Below are 17,221 nucleotides of genomic sequence, written 5' to 3' on the forward strand. Positions count from 1 at the left end.
TACTGCAGGGGGGACCCTGTGGGAGAGTAGGACGCCGCCGAACAATTATTCCGGGAAAGCCCCGTGCCCTTGTGGCACGGGGCTTTTCTGCGTTCGGAGCGTCTAGGGTCGAACCATGCGCTACGAACTGGTCATCTTCGACAACGACGGCGTGCTCGTCGACAGTGAGCCGATCTCCAACACGGTCCTGGCCGGCTACCTCACGGAGCTCGGCCACCCCACCTCGTACGAGGAGTCCCTCCGGGACTACATGGGGGCCGCCATCCACCGGGTGCACGATCTGGTGGACGAGCGGACGAGTCAGAAGCTCCCCGCGGACTTCGACGAGGAGCTGCACCGCCGAACACTCGCCGCGTTCCAGGAGGAGCAGCTGGCCGCGGTCGACGGGGTCGAGGACCTGCTGGGCGAACTCGTCGCCGACGGAGTGGCGTACTGCGTCGCCTCGTCCGGAAGCCACCAGAAGATCGCGGCCGGGCACCGCAGGACCGGGCTCGACCAGTGGTTCGAGGAGGAGTGGATCTTCAGCTCCGAGGACGTCGGAAGAGGGAAGCCGGCCCCGGACCTGTTCCTCCACGCCGCGGAGCGGATGGGTGTCGCCCCGGACCGGTGCGTCGTCATCGAGGACAGCCCGCTCGGGGTCGAGGCGGCCCGGGCGGCCGGCATGGAGGTGTACGGCTTCACCTCGATGATGCCGGCGGACCGGCTCGTCGGAGTCACCGGACACTTCTCCGACATGTCGCAGCTTCCGAAACTGCTCGCCTGACCGATCTACCCAGCGGTAGACCGGGGCTCTACGCTCGCGGCCATGACGGATGCGCGGTTGCGGTACGGCAGAGCCTCCCTGGCGTTCGGCTTCCTGGTGCAGGGGGTGACCTTCGCCCTGCTGGTGACGCGCATCCCCGCCATTCAGGACCGGTACGGGATATCCGACGGGCTGCTGCCCGTCTTCCTGGCGGCGGTGCCCGTCCTGGCGGGGGCCGGCAGCGTGGCCACCGAGAAGGTGGTCGCGCGGGTGCGGCCCGGCATCGTGCTCAGGTGGGCACAACCCGTCGTGCTGCTGGCTCTGCTCGGTGTGGGCGCCGGGAGCGAGGTGTGGCAGGCGGTTCTCGCGCTCGGCCTCTTCGGGCTGGCGGTCGGCGCCCTGGACGCCTCGATGAACATGATGGGCGTCAGTCTCCAGCGCGCGTACGGGCGCAGCATCATGCTCGGCTTCCACGCCGCGTACAGCCTGGGCGGCATCGCCGGGGCGTCGATGGCGTGGGCGGGGGCGCACTGGGACCTGTCGCTGCTGGTGTCCTACCTGCCGGCCGTGGTCGTCCTGCTGCCCGCGGTTCTCGTCGGGAGCCGTTGGTACGCGGAGGGGAGGGCCGGCGGGGACGTGGTGACGGAGGGCTCCGGCCCGGGGGCCTCCGTGCCGTTCAGGCTGCTGCTGCCGCTCTGTCTGGTGATGTCGTTCGCGTACATCGGGGACTCGACGGTCTCCAACTGGAGCGCGAAGTACCTCCAGGACGTGTTGGGCGGCTCGGAGCAAATGGCGACGGTCCCGTACAACGTCTACATGGTGACGACGCTGCTGGGGCGGGCCGTGGGCGACCTCGGGGTCCGGCGGTTCGGGGCGGTGGCCGTGGTCAGGGGTGGCAGTGTGCTGGCCGCCGTGGGGTTCGCGGTGGTGGCGGTGGCGCCCGGCGCCTGGTGGGGGATGCTCGGCTTCACACTGCTGGGGCTGGGGCTCTGTGTGATCGTGCCGCAGACCTTCGCGGCGGCGGGGCGGATGTTCCCGGGGGCGAGTGACGTGGCCGTGGCCCGGCTGAACGTCTTCAACTACGTGGGTTTCCTCGTCGGGTCGCCGCTCGTGGGGGCGCTCGGGGACGCGTGGAGCTACCGGGGAGCGATGCTCGTGCCCATGGTGCTGGTTCTCGCGACGCTGGTGTACGCCCGGTCGTTCGGCACGGAACCCGCCCGATACGGTGGCGGGCATGAGCGGGCGCGCGCAGCTGATGTGGGATGAGGCAGTAACGGGATACGACTTCGGGTCCAGTCACCCCATGGATCCGGTCAGACTCGCCCTGACGATGGGGCTGGTCCGGGCGTTCGGCCTCGACGGGGCGGTGGACGTCCGGTCGGCGAAGTCCGCGGGGGACTCCACGCTGCGGCTCGTGCACCGTGAGGACTACGTGGCGGCCGTGCGGGCGGCGTCAGCGGCTCCGGGCACCGCCGACCAGGCCTACGGGCTCGGGACCGTCGACGATCCCGCCTTCGCGGGGATGCACGAGGCGTCGGCGCTCATCGCCGGGCTCTCGGTGGGGGCCGCGGAGGCGGTGTGGCGCGGGGAGAGCCGCCACGCCGTGAATTTCACGGGCGGCCTGCACCACGCGATGCCGGGTGCCGCCTCGGGCTTCTGTGTGTACAACGATCCGGCGCTCGCCATCGCCCGGCTGCTGGAGCTGGGCGCGGAACGGGTGGCGTACGTCGATGTGGACGTCCACCACGGGGACGGGGTGCAGGCGGCGTTCTGGGAGGACCCCCGGGTGCTGACCGTGTCGCTGCACGAGCACCCGCGCACGCTGTTCCCGCAGACCGGGTGGCCGGAGGAGACCGGTGCCGGGGCGGGTGAGGGCGGCGCGGTGAACGTGGCGCTGCCGGCCGGTACGGGTGACGCCGGGTGGCTGCGGGCGTTCCACGCGGTGGTGCCCGAGCTGCTGGATGACTTCCGGCCGCAGGTGCTGGTGACGCAGCACGGGGCCGACACGCACTTCGAGGATCCGCTGGCGCACCTCGCGGTGTCGCTGGACGCCCAGCGGGCCGTGATGACGGCCTGTCACGACCTGGCCCACTCCTGTGCGCAGGACGGTCGCTGGGTGGCGCTGGGCGGCGGCGGTTACGCGGTGGTGGATGTGGTGCCGCGGTCCTGGACGCACCTTGTGGGGATCGCCGCCCACGCGCCGGTTGATCCGGAGTCGGTGATCCCGTCGTCGTGGCGGGACGAGGTCTACGCCCGTACGCGGCAGTTGGGGCCTGGCCGTATGACGGACGGGCGTACGCCGTCGTGGAAGCCGTGGGAGGACGGGTACGACCCGGCGGACCGGCTGGACCAGGCGGTGCTGGCGACCCGGCGTTCGGCGTTCCCGCTGCGGGGCCTGCTGGCCTGATGCCGTTACGCCAACGGTGGTGCGGTATACGGGTTCCGGCCCGGCGGAGCCCCCCGTGCGGGAGCATCGGGAGGGTGTTGAGCACCGGAGCGTTGCGCGCCCATCTGCTGGCGGCCCGGCTCGCCGGGCCCGTGGCCACGCCGCGGGAGACGAACCTGCGAAGCTATCGGCTTTTCGCGGCGAGGGATCCGCGTGTGCTGCTCGGACTCGATCCGGACCGTGCGTGGGGAGAGACCGACCTGCTGCGGCTGATGGCCGACAAGTGCGGGGTCTCGGCGGATCCTGATCATGTGTCGGGTCCGGACGAGATCGATCCGGAGCGGACTCTGGCCGCTCTGGACGCGTTCGCGCAGCGCCTCGCGGGTGCTGCTGGAAGACGGGCTCCGGTGCTGTTCGGCACCGGGCATCCGCACCGGCTGCTCGGGTTCTACGCCGGTCTGGCGGACGCTTTGTCGGCGGCGGGGTGTGCGGTACTCACTCCCGCGCAGGGTCGAAGTGTCGACATGGCGACCCGGTTCGGGGTACATACGTACCACCTCGACTACGTACGGGGCGTCGCGCTGGTGCGCGAACCGGGCGTGCGGGTGCCGGGGAGTGCGACCGGCGCGCACACCCATTCGCCGCTGCCGGTTCGGGCGGTGCTGGAGGAGGCCGTGAAGGCCCGTGAGGTGCTGCCCGAGCTGGTCATCGGGGACCACGGATGGGTCTGCGGTGCAGGTCAGCTGGGCATCGAGGCCATCGGGCTGGCGGACACGGACGACCCCGCGCTGTTCGTGGGCGAGGCGGAGGGGCGGGTGTCCGTGGCCGTTCCGCTTGATGACGGTGTGAGGCCGGACTACTACGGACCCCTTGCGCGGTATGTGCTCAATCGGGCGTGTCTGTCACGGTAGGCGGCCGATCGCCTCACCTCTTCCCCACTCGCATCACCCGCCCCTAATCTGGGGAGTGAGCGCACAACGACGAAGAGTCACCGGAGGGGAAGCCGGTGCGCGTCTCGTGCGGAAGGTACAGGTGGGTCATGGCTGCTGACAGTGAGAGGCCTCTCAACGAGGTCAGGTTTCTGACCGTGGCGGAAGTCGCCTCGGTCATGAGGGTGTCGAAGATGACCGTGTACCGCTTGGTGCACAGCGGTCATCTGCCGGCGATCAGGGTGGGAAGGTCCTTCCGGGTCCCGGAGCAAGCGGTTCACGAGTATCTTCGCGAGTCCTTCGTGGGGGTGGCATCGGCCTGAGGTGCCCTCGGATTACGCCCCTCACCCGGTGGCGGGTAGGCTAGGCCGACGTAGGTCGTGTGGGCCCAGACGCCCCGCACCAGTGAAGAAGAAGTGAGCGAGGGTAGTCGTGGGCTCTGTTATCAAGAAGCGGCGTAAGCGGATGGCCAAGAAGAAGCACCGCAAGCTGCTCAAGCGCACGCGCGTTCAGCGTCGCAACAAGAAGTAAGCGAACGCGGTTCGTGAGTCCGAGGCCCTCCCGTCGTCCTGGCGGGAGGGCCTCGGTGCGTTCCGGGGCGGTGTTCCGGCCCCGCTTCCCCTGCTGTGGAGCCGTGGGGCGGATCCGGTGGAATTCCCGCCATCGGTTCGGTAAAGCCCGCCTGGGGTCATCACAGGGCAACATCCACCGACTACGGTGACGGCCAGGGGAAGACCCCGCTCGACGGACGATCGACGGAAGGCGCTGATCTTGGGGAAGATCGTGCTCGTCACAGGCGCGGCCCGGCAGCTCGGAGGCCGCTTCGTGCGGCGTATCCAGCGCGACCCCGGTGTGGACCGGGTGATCGCGGTGGACGCGGTCCCGCCCGGGCACCAGCTGGGCGATGCGGAGTTCGTCCTGGCGGACATCCGGCAGTCGGCGATCGCCAGGGTCCTCGCCGAGCATTCCGTCGACACGGTCGTCCATCTCGACGTGTCCGCGAAGGCGCTCGGCGCGGGCGGCCGGACGACGGCCAAGGAGACCAACGTCATCGGCACGATGCAACTGCTCGGTGCCTGCCAGAAGTCCCCGTCGGTGCAGCGGCTCGTGGTCAAGTCCAGCACCAACGTGTACGGCTCCGCCCCGCGCGATCCCGCGGTCTTCACCGAGACGACGCCGCCGAAGTCCCTGCCGAGCGGCGGCTTCGCGAAGGACGCGGTGGAGGTCGAGGGTTATGTCCGGGGGTTCGCACGCCGCAGGCCGGACGTGGCCGTGTGTGTGCTGAGGTTCGCGAACATCCTGGGCCCCGAGCCGGACTCACCGCTCGCCGACTACCTCGTGCTGCCGGTCCTGCCCACGGTCCTCGGGTACGACCCCCGGCTGCAGTTCGTCCACGAGGACGACGTCGTCGACGTACTGGAGATGGCCGCCCGCGAACCCCGGCGCGGCACGCTCAACAGCGGCACGTTCAACATCGCCGGAGACGGTGTGCTGCTGCTCTCGCAGTGCTCGCGCAGGCTGGGGCGGCCGACCGTGCCGCTGCTGCTGCCCGCCGTCACCTGGGTGGGTTCGGCGCTCCGCACCGTCGGCATGACGGACTTCTCGCCGGAGCAGATCCGGCTGCTGACCCACGGCAGGGTGGTCTCGACCGTGCAGATGCGCGAGACACTGGGTTTCCGGCCGAAGTTCACCACGGCGGAGACGTTCGCGGAGTTCGCGCGGAGCCGGGGGCCGGGACTGCTGCCTCCCGAGCGGGTGGGCAGGGCGGTCGCGAGGCTGGCCGAGCTGCCGATGGCCGGGGGACGCCCGGCCGGCACGGACACGACACATTCGACGCACGGCGCCAGGTAGAGGAGCGCGAACCGACGATGGCGGACGCCAAGGTCATTCCCTTCGACGACGACCGTTCGCGCTCCGGCGCGGGCCGGCGCAGAGGTGCGCTGCCGGGCGGCGGCAGGGCCCAGGGGCCCTCGTCGGCCGGCCCCGCGCCCGTGAGCGCCCTGCCGGGCGGTCAGGTGCCGGAGGGGGTCGCCGAGGCGGCAGGCGCCGCCTCCCAGGAGGTCGGAGAGGGGCCGGGAAGCGGCTGGGACCGGCGGATCGCGGGCGGACTCGCCTTTCTGCGGCGCCGGCTCACGGGTGACTACGACGTCGACGAGTTCGGCTACGACGAGGAGCTGACCGACCAGGTCCTCATGTCGGTGCTGAGGCCGCTCGCGGACAAGTACTTCCGGGTCGAGGTGAAGGGCGTCGAGAACATCCCGTCCGACGGCGGGGCGCTCATCGTCGCCAACCACTCCGGGACGCTGCCGCTGGACGGGCTGATGCTCCAGGTCGCGGTGCACGACAACCACCCGGCCGAGCGGCATCTGAGGCTGCTCGCGGCCGATCTCGTCTTCATGCTCCCGGTGGTCAACGAGCTGGCGAGGAAGGCCGGGCACACCCTCGCCTGCGCGGAGGACGCGGAGCGGCTGCTGCAGGCCGGTGAGGTCGTCGGGGTGATGCCCGAGGGCTTCAAGGGCATCGGGAAGCCGTTCAGCGAGCGGTACAAGCTGCAGCGTTTCGGGCGGGGCGGGTTCGTGTCGACGGCGCTGCGGGCCGGGGTGCCCATCGTGCCGTGCTCGATCGTGGGCGCGGAGGAGATCTACCCGATGATCGGCAACTCGAAGACGCTGGCGCGGGTCCTCGGGGTCCCGTACTTCCCGATCACACCGACCTTCCCGTGGCTGGGGCCGCTGGGCGCGCTGCCGTTGCCGACGAAGTGGACGATCCAGTTCGGGGAGCCGATCCCCACGGACGGGTATCCGCCGGAGGCGGCGGAGGACCCGATGCTGATGTTCAACCTGACGGATCAGGTGCGGGAGCAGATCCAGCACACGCTGTACAAGCTGCTGGTGCAGCGCCGGTCGGTCTTCTTCTGAGTCCTTCCGACGGCACGCCGGCGCGGCTGCGGGCACGGCCCGCGTGTCTTCGCCCTACACACGGGAGGGGGCCGTCCGGTCCGGACGGCCCCCTCCTGGTGTGCGTGTTCGCCTACGGTTCGACGTCCTCGCCCTCGATGCCCAGGCCGGGCAGCAGGCCCGGGAGCAGCGGCGGCAGGGTGACGTCCGGGGCGGGGCTGGAGCCGGACGTGTCGCCCGGGGACGACGGGGTGGTGCCGTCCGTCGGGAGGTCGTCCAGCAGGCCGTCCGTGCCGCCGTCGAGCAGACCGTCGGCCGGGCTGCTGTCGGAGCCGGAGGGCTCGGGTGAGGTGCTGCTGGAGGCGCTGTCGTCCGGTGCCGCGGAGGACGAGGGAGCCCTGCGGTCCGGGGCCGCGGAGTCGCGGTCCTTCTGCGTGGAGCCGGCGGGGGGCGCGTCCTCTCCGCTGCCCGGTGTGCGGGGCAGCAGGGACTTCAGGGGGGCGACCTCCTGGTCCATGGCCTCGAAGACGGAGCTGACCCTGTCGCTGATGTCGGTCAGCTGGACGGGCAGCCGGTCACGAAGGCTGCTCCAGCTCGCGCGGTGCGAGCTGGAGAAGGAGTCCAGCGCCTGGATCGGGCCGAGGGAGCCGTCGCGCCGGTAGGCGGCGTGGAGCAGGCGGTGGCCCTCGGTGGCGTCGTGCGTCATGCCGTCGAGAGCGCGTCTGACCTCCCCGATCGACTCGTGGTCCATGTCGCCGGAGCGGCCCCGCTCCATCAGCCGGCGTGCTTCGCTGAGGCGCGTCGATGCCTGGTCGAGGTAGGCCTCGCCCCGGTCGGCGTCGCCGTCGGCCATGCCGAGGCTGATGTCCTCCATGCCGCGCTTGAGCGGGTAGAGGGAATCACCGGGCAGGGCGTCGGAACTGGCAGCGGCCACTCCGCCGAATGCTCCCGCCGCCACACCGACCGTGAGCCCGCCCGCGGTGAGGCCCTTCGCCCAGCGGGAGCGTGGACGCAGCCTCCGGATCGGGGAGGCCCGGTGGGCTCCCTTGTTCCGCTGTTCGGGCACCGTAGGGCCCGTGGACGCACCGCCTTCGGCGAACATGGTCTCCATGGCCGCGACGAGCTGGGCTCGCTGCACCACTTTGACCTCGGGATCGAATTCCGGCTCCGGTAGCTCGCCGAGGCCGTTCGCCAGGGCCAACAGCGTTCCGTGGTCGGCCGGTTGGGCCGGGTCCTCGGGCTGTACGGCCGCCGCACCCTTGGGGGACTGCTCCTCCAGGGCCTGGGCGAAGGCGTTCGCCCGCCGGTGTGCCGATACGTTTGCGATCACTGGCGGCACCTCCTCTCGTCATGACGGTCGACTCCCCTGAGGGTCCGGACGGTTGCCTACCCGAGGTGTTTCCACACGATCGAGCGAGTGGAAACGTCAGGTACGGCGACAGGGGGCCTGCATCCGGCACAACGAGTGGCGCGGCAGTTGGGTTACGGACTGCGAATGATCCGATCGGTGTGTCACGGACACGTCACAAAGCGTGACGTCAGCGGGCGTCGTCCGGCAGGAGCCGGGCCAGTGTCCGTACGGCTCGGTACTGCAAGGTTTTGATCGCGCCCTCGTTCTTTCCCATGACGCGGGCGGTCTCGGCGACCGAGAGGCCCTGCAGGAATCTCAGGGTCACGCACTCCTGCTGCTGCGGGTTGAGCCGGCGTACGGCTTGCAGCAGTGCGGCGTTGGAGAGGGATTCCAGGACGGAGTCCTCCGGGCTCCGCGCGACCTCGTTGGCGTCGAGCATTTCGCCGGTGGTCACTTCCAGTCGGAATCGACTGGATTTGAAGTGGTCGGCGACCAGGTTCCGAGCGATCGTGACCAGCCAGGCGCCGAAGTCGCGGCCCTGCCAGGTGAAGGTGGAGATGCGGCGGAGTGCGCGCAGGAACGTCTCGCTGGTGAGGTCCTCCGCTGTCGCCTTGCCTCCCACGCGGTAGTAGATGTACCGGTACACGGTGTCGCTGTACTGGTCGTACAGGCGGCCGAAGGCATCGGCCTCACCGGCCTGCGCGCGCTCGACGAGATCCATCATGCGCGCGCTGTCGCTGTCGGCCGTGGGCCGGCGGACGGCAGGCGTGGTCGCGGCGCCGCGGGTGGTGCGTCTTCCGACGGCCGCGCTGCGTTCGGCCAAGGCGTAACAAGGACCGGCAGGTACAGGGGTGGCGAATTGGGGGACGGCGTACGCGGTGGGGACGAAGCCGCGCAAGTGGTCTAGGACCGTTGCGCGCAGCGTAGCCAGGCCCGAGGTGCCAACCCCGACGTGTGGGTACACGGGACTCCCAGAGGCAGAGCTTCCATCACGTGCAGTTCGAAAACCGTCACTCGTGGTAGCGGGTGGCGGGCTCTTTGTGCGTCTGAGGAGAATAACGCTTCGTACAGGCGGCGCTACACCCAGTTGCTCAAATCATCGATTACGTCGCTTCCGTAACCTCTAAGTGACGGTTCAAGTGGCACATGGTGACCAGTTGTTGATCGAATTGCTTCGAGAAGTGCCTGCGGTGGCGACGGGTTGTGGTCGTGCGGATGCAACACGACTGGCCGGGGCGATGGGTGCCCGTGCCCGCTGTTCCGCTCCCGAATGGGCGTACGTCCCGGGCGTGCCGCTCCGCTCCGTGCGCGCGGACGGAGCGGAGGCGCACGGGGGCGCCTCACGCAAGGTGTGCGGGAATCGTGGGAGCGGGTGTCAGCGGCGGCGGCGGTGGAGCGCCACGGCGGCGGCGGTGCCCCCGGCCAGGGCGCCGACGCCGGCCGCGGCCGGGATGCCGACCTTGGCCGCCTTGCGGCCGGTGCGGTAGTCGCGCAGCCGCCAGTCCAGGGAGCGGGCGTGCTTGCGCAGCTTGGAGTCCGGGTTGATCGCGTACGGGTGGCCGACCAGGGACAGCATCGGGATGTCGTTGTGCGAGTCGCTGTAGGCGGCGCAGCGCTCCAGGTCCAGGCCCTCGGCTGCCGCCAGGGCGCGAACCGCCTCGGCCTTCGCCGGGCCGTGCAGGGGCTCGCCGACCAGCCGGCCGGTGTAGACGCCGTCGACCGACTCGGCGACCGTGCCCAGTGCGCCGGTGAGGCCCAGGCGGCGGGCGATGATCGTGGCCGTCTCCACCGGGGCGGCGGTGACCAGCCAGACCCTCTGCCCCGCGTCGAGGTGGGCCTGGGCGAGGGCGCGGGTACCGGGCCAGATGCGATCGGCCATGTACTCGTCGTAGATCTCCTCGCCGATGGACATCAGCTCGGAGACGCGGTGGCCCTTGACGATGGACAGGGCGCTGTCGCGGGCGTCCTGCATGTGTTCCGGGTCTTCGACGCCGGCCAGCCTGAACCAGGCCTGCTGCCAGGCGAACCTCGTCAGTTCGCGGCGCTGGAAGAACTTCCGCTTGTACAGGCCCCGGCCGAAGTGGAAGATCGCGGCGCCCTGCATCACGGTGTTGTCGAGGTCGAAGAAGGCGGCGGCCCGGGTGTCCCCGGCCACCGGGAACGCGGGTTCCGGCGCTTCCTCGGACGTGGCCGGCAGCTCTTCGGTGCCGGTCGGGAGCGCCGCCTTCTGCGCGGCCTCGGCTGCGGCCTCGCCTGCGAGCACGCTGCGTGCCGTGGCGGGGCGCCTGCGGGGGGTGAGCCATCCAAGAGCGGCCATGTCGTGAGCATAGCCATTCCGTTCGGCTCTTCCCGACCCGGCGGGATGCGGCGGCGTGAACTCTCCGGGACCGGGGGGTTGAACGGGTGATTCCGCGCCCCGGCTGTGCCCGGCGGTGTCCGGGGAGGGGAGCAGAATGGGGGTATGAGTGCTCTGCTGCGTCGTACGAAGAAGAAGCCCGCGGACCGGGTGGTGACCCTCGTGGGGAAGCCGGGGTGCCATCTCTGTGACGACGCGCGGATGGTCGTGAGCGCGGTGTGCGAGGAGACCGGGGCGTCCTGGGTGGAGAAGGACATCACGCGGGACGAGGCGCTGCACGGGGAGTACTGGGAGCAGATCCCGGTGGTCCTGATCGATGACGAGCAGCACACCTTCTGGCGGGTGGACGCGGCGAGGCTGCGCACGGCGCTGCGTACGTGAGGGAGCTTCCTCGGAGAAACCCGGTTAACATCATGGGCGTTTTGAGTGGTCTCGGGGGCGTGGACATGAGGAGTGTGTACCGTCTTGCCCCCTTCGGGCCTGCAACGGGCCGGTGACGTCCCCGGTTCCGGGATCGCGCAGGGAATACGCGTGACCCCGGTCACTTTGACCAGACAAAACGGACACTATCTTTGTGCACGCGTTCACAAAGACATAGCCTGCAGTGGACGGGGCGGTCATAGGACATACGGCCGCCTGCAGCCCCGCTCATCCCGCAGGAGCACCGTGGCAACTGGCCGAACTCACCGACCGGCGACCCGTAGCCGAGGAATTCCCGAGGCCACCGTCGCCCGACTCCCGCTGTATCTCCGCGCACTGACGGCGCTCTCCGAGCGCTCGGTTCCCACGGTCTCGTCCGAGGAACTCGCCGCGGCGGCGGGCGTCAACTCCGCGAAGCTGCGCAAGGACTTCAGCTATCTGGGCTCCTACGGCACCCGCGGTGTCGGCTACGACGTCGAGTACCTCGTCTATCAGATCTCCCGCGAGCTCGGGCTGACCCAGGACTGGCCGGTCGCGATCGTCGGTATCGGTAACCTCGGCGCCGCGCTCGCCAACTACGGCGGTTTCGCCTCCCGTGGTTTCCGGGTGGCCGCGCTGATCGACGCCGACCCCGCCATGGCGGGTACGCCCGTGGCCGGGATCGCCGTCCAGCACACCGATGACCTGGACCGGATCATCAGTGACAACGGTGTGTCCATCGGTGTCATCACCACCCCGCCCGGCGCGGCCCAGCAGGTCTGCGACCGTCTCGTCGCCGCCGGTGTGACCTCCATCCTGAACTTCGCGCCGACGGTGCTCTCCGTGCCCGAGGGTGTCGACGTGCGCAAGGTCGACCTCTCGATCGAGCTGCAGATCCTCGCCTTCCACGAGCAGCGCAAGGCCGGTGAGGAGGCCGCTGCCGACGGCAGGGCGGGTGTGGACGACGACGCCGACTCCGACGCGCCGCCGATGCGCGCCACTCCCACCGGCCGGAAGGGACCTGACGGGGACATGCCTGCCGTGATGCCGGCATGAGTCTCCTGGTCGTAGGTCTGAGCCACCGCAGCGCCCCCGTCTCCGTGCTGGAGCGGGCGTCCCTGGCGGTCGATGCCCGGACGAAGCTGCTCGCCGACACCCTCGCCGCGGAACCCGCGACCGAGGCCACGGTCCTGGCCACCTGCAACCGCATCGAGCTGTACGCGGACGTGGACAAGTTCCACGCGGGTGTCGCCGAGCTGTCCACCCTCCTCGCGCAGCACAGCGGGGTCGGGCTGGACGAGCTGACTCCTTATCTTTATGTGCACTACGAGGACCGCGCCGTCCACCACCTCTTCTCGGTGGCGTGCGGGCTGGACTCGATGGTCGTCGGCGAGGGCCAGATCCTCGGCCAGATCAAGGACGCGCTCGCGCTGGGCCAGGAGCTCCACACGGCGGGCCGGCTGCTGAACGACCTCTTCCAGCAGGCCCTGCGGGTCGGCAAGCGCGCCCACAGCGAGACCGGGATCGACCGGGCCGGGCAGTCGCTCGTCACCTTCGGTCTCGAGCAGCTGGCCGACGGTGCCGAGGTGACGGAGTGGGCCGCCGGCAAGCGCGCCCTGGTGATCGGCGCGGGCTCGATGTCCTCGCTCGCCGCCGCCACCCTGGCCCGGGCGGGCGTCGAGGAGATCGTCGTCGCCAACCGGACCCGGGCCCGTGCCGAGCGGCTCGTCGAGATCCTCGGTCAGGCCGGTGTCCCGACGGTGCGCGCCGTGGTGATGTCCGCGGTCGCGGACGAACTGACACGTGCCGATGTCGTCGTGTCCTGTACGGGCGCGACCGGGCTCGTCCTGACGGCGGAGGCCGTCGCGGATGCGCTCGGCGTCGCATTCGACACCGCGGCCCCGGCGCCCGGGGCCCCTGTCGCCGCGGCGCCCGACGATCTGGACCAGCACGCCGCGTGGGTGGAGAACGGGTCCGCCACGGCTGCGGCACAGGACCGGGCCGCGCGCCGGGAGTCCGTGCGTCCGGCCGCCGTCGGGCCTGCCCGGATCCACCTGCTCGACCTCGCGATGCCGCGCGACATCGACGGTGCGGCCCACCGCGTCGCCGGTGTGCGCCTCGTCGACATCGAGTCGCTCGCCGAGGCGTCCGCGGACGCCCCGATGGCCGCCGATGTGGACCAGGTGCGCACCATCGTCGCCGACGAGGTCGCCGCCTTCGGAGCCGCGCAGCGCGCCGCACACATCACCCCGACCGTCGTCGCCCTGCGCACCATGGCCGCCGATGTGGTGGCCGGCGAGATCGCGCGGCTCGACGGACGCCTCCCCGACCTGGACGAGAAGCAGCGCGCCGAGATCACGCAGACCGTGCGCCGCGTCGTCGACAAGCTCCTGCACGCGCCCACCGTGCGGGTCAAGCAGCTCGCCAGCGAGCCCGGCGGCGCCGGGTACGCCGATGCGCTGCGGGAACTCTTCGACCTCGACCCGCAGACGGTGGCCGCCGTCTCACGGGCAGACCTGAACGACCCGAATAGAGGGCGGTCATGACCGACAACTCACCCCTGGGTGGGGAGACCAACACACCGCTCCGGCTCGGCACCCGGCGCAGCAAGCTCGCCATGGCGCAGTCCGGCATGGTCGCCGACGCCGTCCGCGAGGTGACCGGGCGTGCCGTGGAGCTCGTCGAGATCATCACGTACGGGGACGTCTCCCGGGAGCATCTGGCGCAGATCGGCGGGACCGGCGTGTTCGTCGCGGCCCTGCGCGAGGCGGTGCTGAGCGGCGAGGTGGACTTCGCGGTCCACTCGCTCAAGGACCTGCCGACGACACAGCCGGAGGGCCTCGTCCTGGCCGCCGTGCCGGAGCGCGAGGATCCGCGCGACGCACTGGTGGCGCGGGACGGGCTGACCTTCGGGCAGCTGCCGCCCGGTGCCCGCATCGGCACCGGTTCGCCGCGCCGCATGGCGCAGCTGAACGCGTACGCCCGCTCGCACGGCCTCGAGATAGAGACCGTCGCGATCCGCGGCAACGTCGACACGCGTATTGGTTTTGTACGAAGCGGGGAGCTGGACGCGGTGGTACTCGCCGCCGCCGGGCTCAGCCGCCTCGGACGCACGGACGAGGTCACCGACTTCCTGCCGGCCGACACCGTCCTGCCCGCTCCCGGCCAGGGAGCACTGGCGATCGAATGCGCTGAAAGCAGCGCGGACCTCGCCGCAGCGCTCGCCGAGCTCGACGACCCGTACACCCGGGTCGCCGTGACCGCCGAGCGTGCCCTGCTCAACGCCCTGGAGGCCGGCTGCTCCGCACCTGTGGGTGCGCTGGCCGACCTCCTGGCCGACGGGCAGGTTGTCAACGAACTGCGCCTGCGCGGTGTCGTCGGTTCGACCGACGGCACTTCCCTGGTGCAGCTGTCCATCACCGGTCCCGTCCCCACGTCGCACGACGACGCGGCGGCCCTCGGTCGCGAGCTCGCGGCCGAGATGCTCGCCAAGGGTGCGGCCGGTCTTATGGGGGAGCGAGCACTTTGAGCCCCACCGGCCCTGTCGTATCCGACTTCCCTGTCCTGTCCTCAGGGCATGTCACCTTCCTCGGCGCCGGTCCCGGCGACCCCGGACTGCTGACTCTGCGCGCTGTCGAGGCGCTTGCGAGCGCGGACGTCCTTGTAGCCGAACCGGACGTTCTCGACGTCGTTCGCTGCCATGCACGGGCAGGGGTAAGCACGCCCGAGATGGCGGTTGTTGACGTGGCGTCAACGCCCGCAGGAGTACCCGTCCTCAGGGATGCCGCCAATCTTGTCATGGAGGCAGCGAAGGGCGGCAGGCGGGTGGTGCGTGCCGTCACGGGCGACCCCGGCCTGGACGGCAACACGGGCGCCGAGATGCTCGCCTGCGCTGCCGCGGGTGTGCCTTTCGAGGTCGTGCCCGGCATCGCGAACGCGGTCGGTGTACCCGCGTACGCCGGTGTGCCGCTGCGCGACGCCCAGGGCGCCGACGTGCGCTTCGTGGACGCGCGCACCGCTTCGGACCGCTGCTGGTCCGAGGTCGGCGCGAGCGACGCGACGGCCGTCGTGTCCGCTTCGCTGGACTCGGTGGCCGCGGCCGCCGGTGAACTGGTCTCGGCCGGGCGCAAGCCCGACACCCCGCTCACGGTCACGATCGCCGGGACGACGACCCGCCAGCGCACCTGGACGGCGACCCTCGGGACGATCGCCCAGGTCCTCAAGCAGGCCAAGGTCCTCCCGTCGCCGGACGGGCACCAGCCCGTCATAGCCGTGGTCGGGGAGCGCAGCTCCGCCGCCCAGCGCGACCAGCTCGCGTGGTTCGAGTCCAAGCCGCTGTTCGGCTGGAAGGTGCTCGTGCCGCGTACGAAGGAGCAGGCGGCGTCGCTCTCCGACCAGCTGCGTTCCTACGGTGCGGTGCCGCACGAGGTCCCGACGATCGCCGTCGAGCCGCCGCGCACGCCCCAGCAGATGGAGCGTGCGGTCAAGGGCCTGGTCACGGGCCGCTACGAGTGGATCGCCTTCACCTCGGTGAACGCGGTGAAGGCGGTGCGGGAGAAGTTCGAGGAGTACGGGCTCGACGCCCGCGCCTTCGCCGGGATCAAGGTCGCGGCTGTCGGTGAGCAGACCGGTGCAGCGCTGATCGACTTCGGTGTGAAGCCGGATCTGGTGCCGTCGGGTGAGCAGTCGGCCGCCGGTCTGCTGGAGGACTGGCCGCCGTACGACCCGGTCTTCGACCCGATCGACCGGGTGTTCCTGCCGCGTGCGGACATCGCCACCGAGACCCTGGTGGCCGGGCTCATCGAGCTGGGCTGGGAGGTCGACGACGTCACCGCGTACCGCACGGTCCGGGCCTCGCCGCCGCCGGCCGAGACCCGGGAGGCCATCAAGGGCGGCGGTTTCGACGCGGTGCTCTTCACCTCGTCCTCGACCGTCCGCAACCTGGTCGGTATCGCGGGCAAGCCGCACAACGTGACGGTGATCGCGTGCATCGGCCCGGCCACGGCGAAGACCGCCGAGGAGCACGGCCTGCGGGTCGACGTCCTGTCCCCGGAGCCGTCGGTGCACAAGCTGGCCCAGGCGCTGGCGGACTTCGGTGCGCAGCGTCGGGACGCGGCCAAGGAGGCCGGTGACCCGGTGACCCGGCCGAGCGAGCGGCGCCCGGGTGCGCGGCGTCGCAGGACGACGACCTGAGGGTCGTCGACGGATGTGCGGGGCCCGGTCGCTTCTTCGTGAAGCGGCCGGGCCCTCCGCGTGGGGGCCCAGACCTCGTCCGTGAGGTCGCCGGTGGGGCCGGCTCAAACTCTCGCGGAGGTCGGTCCGCCCGTCTCAGCGTGCGGTGGCTGAGTCCCTCGATTCCGCGGTGCGGCGGAACTCGGCGTTGATGCGCTGGGCTTCTTCGAGTTGGTCTTCGAGGATGATGATGCGGCAGGCGGACTCGACGGGGGTGCCCTGGTCGACGAGTTCCCGGGCGCGTGCGGCGATGCGCAGCTGGTAGCGGGAGTAGCGGCGGTGGCCGCCGGGGGAGCGGAGCGGGGTGATGAGGCGGGCTTCGCCGATGGCGCGGAGGAAGCCCTGGGTGGTTCCGAGCATCTCCGCGGCCCGGCCCATGGTGTAGGCGGGGTAGTCGTCGTCGTCGAGACGGCCGAACGAGTCGTCTGCTGTCATCTCACCTCTCTGTGGAACGCGTGGAGGGGCCCTGGTGCCATTGGCACCAGGGCCCCGAAGGAACTGCTACACCATCTGCCGGCCCTGATACTGCGCCGGCCTTCTGTTTCCGCGGACCCGACCTGAGTGCTGTCGGGGTTGCGGGGATCGCGGTTGCTTGACCGGAGACCACCTCACTATCGATGTCCTGCGGTACCCGGGCTCAGGCTTTCCGCCCGGGCGATCCTGATGGCGTCTGCTCCTCCGTTCTTCCCTCTGGGATCAAACACTTTCGTACTGCTGGTGTTGCCGAGGCCCGTGTCGGCGCCCCTCTTCGGCAGCCAGCCCCGTTGCCCGTCCTGCGTCTGCTCTGGCTTGGAACCCCACTGCCGAACCTCCCGGTGCGCGCGTCCGCAGCCGACGCCTTCACCGAGGTGCTGCTCGTTCACTTCACTGCTGGGTACGACGAACTGCACTTGCACACTGCTACTGCGTGAACTGCGGTACTGCTCGTG

The 17,221-nt window shown here is 70.6% G+C and carries 18 protein-coding genes; 13 read left to right on the plus strand and 5 right to left on the minus strand.

All coding sequences use genetic code 11. The features are described from left to right. The first annotated feature begins 115 nt into the window (after positions 1-115). The 8 genes from ABZ441_RS19315 (at position 116) to ABZ441_RS19350 (ending at position 6,975) form a co-directional block, all read left to right on the plus strand. The gene (locus ABZ441_RS19315) at positions 116-763 is read left to right on the plus strand and encodes an HAD family hydrolase (protein ID WP_205022595.1); all 648 of its coding nucleotides are present in this window, start codon (positions 116-118) and stop codon (positions 761-763) included. A gap of 42 nt (positions 764-805) precedes the next feature. Beyond that, positions 806-2,008: an MFS transporter gene (locus ABZ441_RS19320; RefSeq protein ID WP_358975314.1), complete on the plus strand. Its 1,203-nt coding sequence runs from the start codon at positions 806-808 to the stop codon at positions 2,006-2,008. Further along, positions 1,977-3,149, plus strand: coding sequence for an acetoin utilization protein AcuC (locus ABZ441_RS19325; protein ID WP_358975317.1), 1,173 nt, complete (start codon positions 1,977-1,979; stop codon positions 3,147-3,149). Before ABZ441_RS19320 ends, ABZ441_RS19325 begins: the two co-directional genes overlap by 32 nt. Positions 3,150-3,223: 74 nt before the next feature. Further along, complete coding sequence (locus ABZ441_RS19330) at positions 3,224-4,039, plus strand: phosphatase (protein ID WP_358975319.1); 816 nt, start codon at positions 3,224-3,226, stop codon at positions 4,037-4,039. Between the two features lie 128 nt (positions 4,040-4,167). After that, a complete protein-coding gene (locus tag ABZ441_RS19335) occupies positions 4,168-4,380 on the plus strand; it encodes a helix-turn-helix domain-containing protein (protein WP_358975322.1) in 213 nt (70 codons plus the stop codon). A gap of 109 nt (positions 4,381-4,489) precedes the next feature. Then, complete coding sequence (locus ABZ441_RS19340; protein WP_003948845.1) at positions 4,490-4,588, plus strand: AURKAIP1/COX24 domain-containing protein; 99 nt, start codon at positions 4,490-4,492, stop codon at positions 4,586-4,588. Positions 4,589-4,828: 240 nt separating this feature from the next. Next, a complete protein-coding gene (locus tag ABZ441_RS19345; protein WP_358975324.1) occupies positions 4,829-5,908 on the plus strand; it encodes an NAD-dependent epimerase/dehydratase family protein in 1,080 nt (359 codons plus the stop codon). Positions 5,909-5,925: 17 nt separating this feature from the next. Next, entirely contained in the window at positions 5,926-6,975 is a 1,050-nt protein-coding gene (locus ABZ441_RS19350) for a lysophospholipid acyltransferase family protein (RefSeq protein ID WP_358975327.1), read from the plus strand. Between the two features lie 112 nt (positions 6,976-7,087). Here the strand turns inward: ABZ441_RS19350 and ABZ441_RS19355 are convergent, their stop codons facing one another. The 3 genes from ABZ441_RS19355 to ABZ441_RS19365 form a co-directional block, all read right to left on the minus strand. Then, the gene (locus tag ABZ441_RS19355) at positions 7,088-8,284 is read right to left on the minus strand and encodes a DUF5667 domain-containing protein (RefSeq protein WP_358975330.1); all 1,197 of its coding nucleotides are present in this window, start codon (positions 8,282-8,284) and stop codon (positions 7,088-7,090) included. Positions 8,285-8,492: 208 nt separating this feature from the next. Continuing rightward, entirely contained in the window at positions 8,493-9,269 is a 777-nt protein-coding gene (locus tag ABZ441_RS19360) for an ECF subfamily RNA polymerase sigma factor, BldN family (protein WP_205022588.1), read from the minus strand. A gap of 411 nt (positions 9,270-9,680) precedes the next feature. Next, positions 9,681-10,622 carry an HAD-IB family hydrolase gene (locus ABZ441_RS19365; protein WP_358975334.1) on the minus strand — a complete coding sequence of 314 codons (942 nt, stop codon included), beginning with the start codon at positions 10,620-10,622 and terminating at the stop codon, positions 9,681-9,683. A 144-nt stretch (positions 10,623-10,766) separates the two neighbouring features. Between ABZ441_RS19365 and ABZ441_RS19370 the strand changes: the two genes are divergently transcribed. From ABZ441_RS19370 to ABZ441_RS19390, 5 genes are all read left to right on the plus strand, one after another. Then, positions 10,767-11,042, plus strand: coding sequence for a glutaredoxin family protein (locus ABZ441_RS19370; protein ID WP_358975336.1), 276 nt, complete (start codon positions 10,767-10,769; stop codon positions 11,040-11,042). 285 nt (positions 11,043-11,327) lie between these two features. After that, a complete protein-coding gene (locus tag ABZ441_RS19375; protein WP_358975338.1) occupies positions 11,328-12,116 on the plus strand; it encodes a redox-sensing transcriptional repressor Rex in 789 nt (262 codons plus the stop codon). After that, positions 12,113-13,606 carry a glutamyl-tRNA reductase gene (locus ABZ441_RS19380; protein ID WP_358975341.1) on the plus strand — a complete coding sequence of 498 codons (1,494 nt, stop codon included), beginning with the start codon at positions 12,113-12,115 and terminating at the stop codon, positions 13,604-13,606. The genes ABZ441_RS19375 and ABZ441_RS19380 overlap by 4 nt, the downstream gene beginning before the upstream one ends. Then, positions 13,603-14,589, plus strand: coding sequence for a hydroxymethylbilane synthase (gene hemC / locus ABZ441_RS19385; RefSeq protein ID WP_358975343.1), 987 nt, complete (start codon positions 13,603-13,605; stop codon positions 14,587-14,589). Before ABZ441_RS19380 ends, hemC begins: the two co-directional genes overlap by 4 nt. After that, the gene (locus ABZ441_RS19390) at positions 14,586-16,253 is read left to right on the plus strand and encodes a bifunctional uroporphyrinogen-III C-methyltransferase/uroporphyrinogen-III synthase (protein ID WP_358975346.1); all 1,668 of its coding nucleotides are present in this window, start codon (positions 14,586-14,588) and stop codon (positions 16,251-16,253) included. Before hemC ends, ABZ441_RS19390 begins: the two co-directional genes overlap by 4 nt. 135 nt (positions 16,254-16,388) lie before the next feature. Here ABZ441_RS19390 and ABZ441_RS19395 read toward each other — a convergent pair whose 3' ends face one another. Both ABZ441_RS19395 and ABZ441_RS19400 read right to left on the minus strand, forming a co-directional pair. Then, positions 16,389-16,727: a MerR family transcriptional regulator gene (locus tag ABZ441_RS19395; RefSeq protein ID WP_358975350.1), complete on the minus strand. Its 339-nt coding sequence runs from the start codon at positions 16,725-16,727 to the stop codon at positions 16,389-16,391. Positions 16,728-16,903: 176 nt separating this feature from the next. Next, positions 16,904-17,221 (minus strand): hypothetical protein (locus tag ABZ441_RS19400; protein ID WP_358975353.1); only part of this gene is annotated, 318 nt, incomplete at its 5' end.

It is taken from the genome of Streptomyces sp. NPDC005752 (genome assembly GCF_040630715.1).
Taxonomy (GTDB): domain Bacteria; phylum Actinomycetota; class Actinomycetes; order Streptomycetales; family Streptomycetaceae; genus Streptomyces.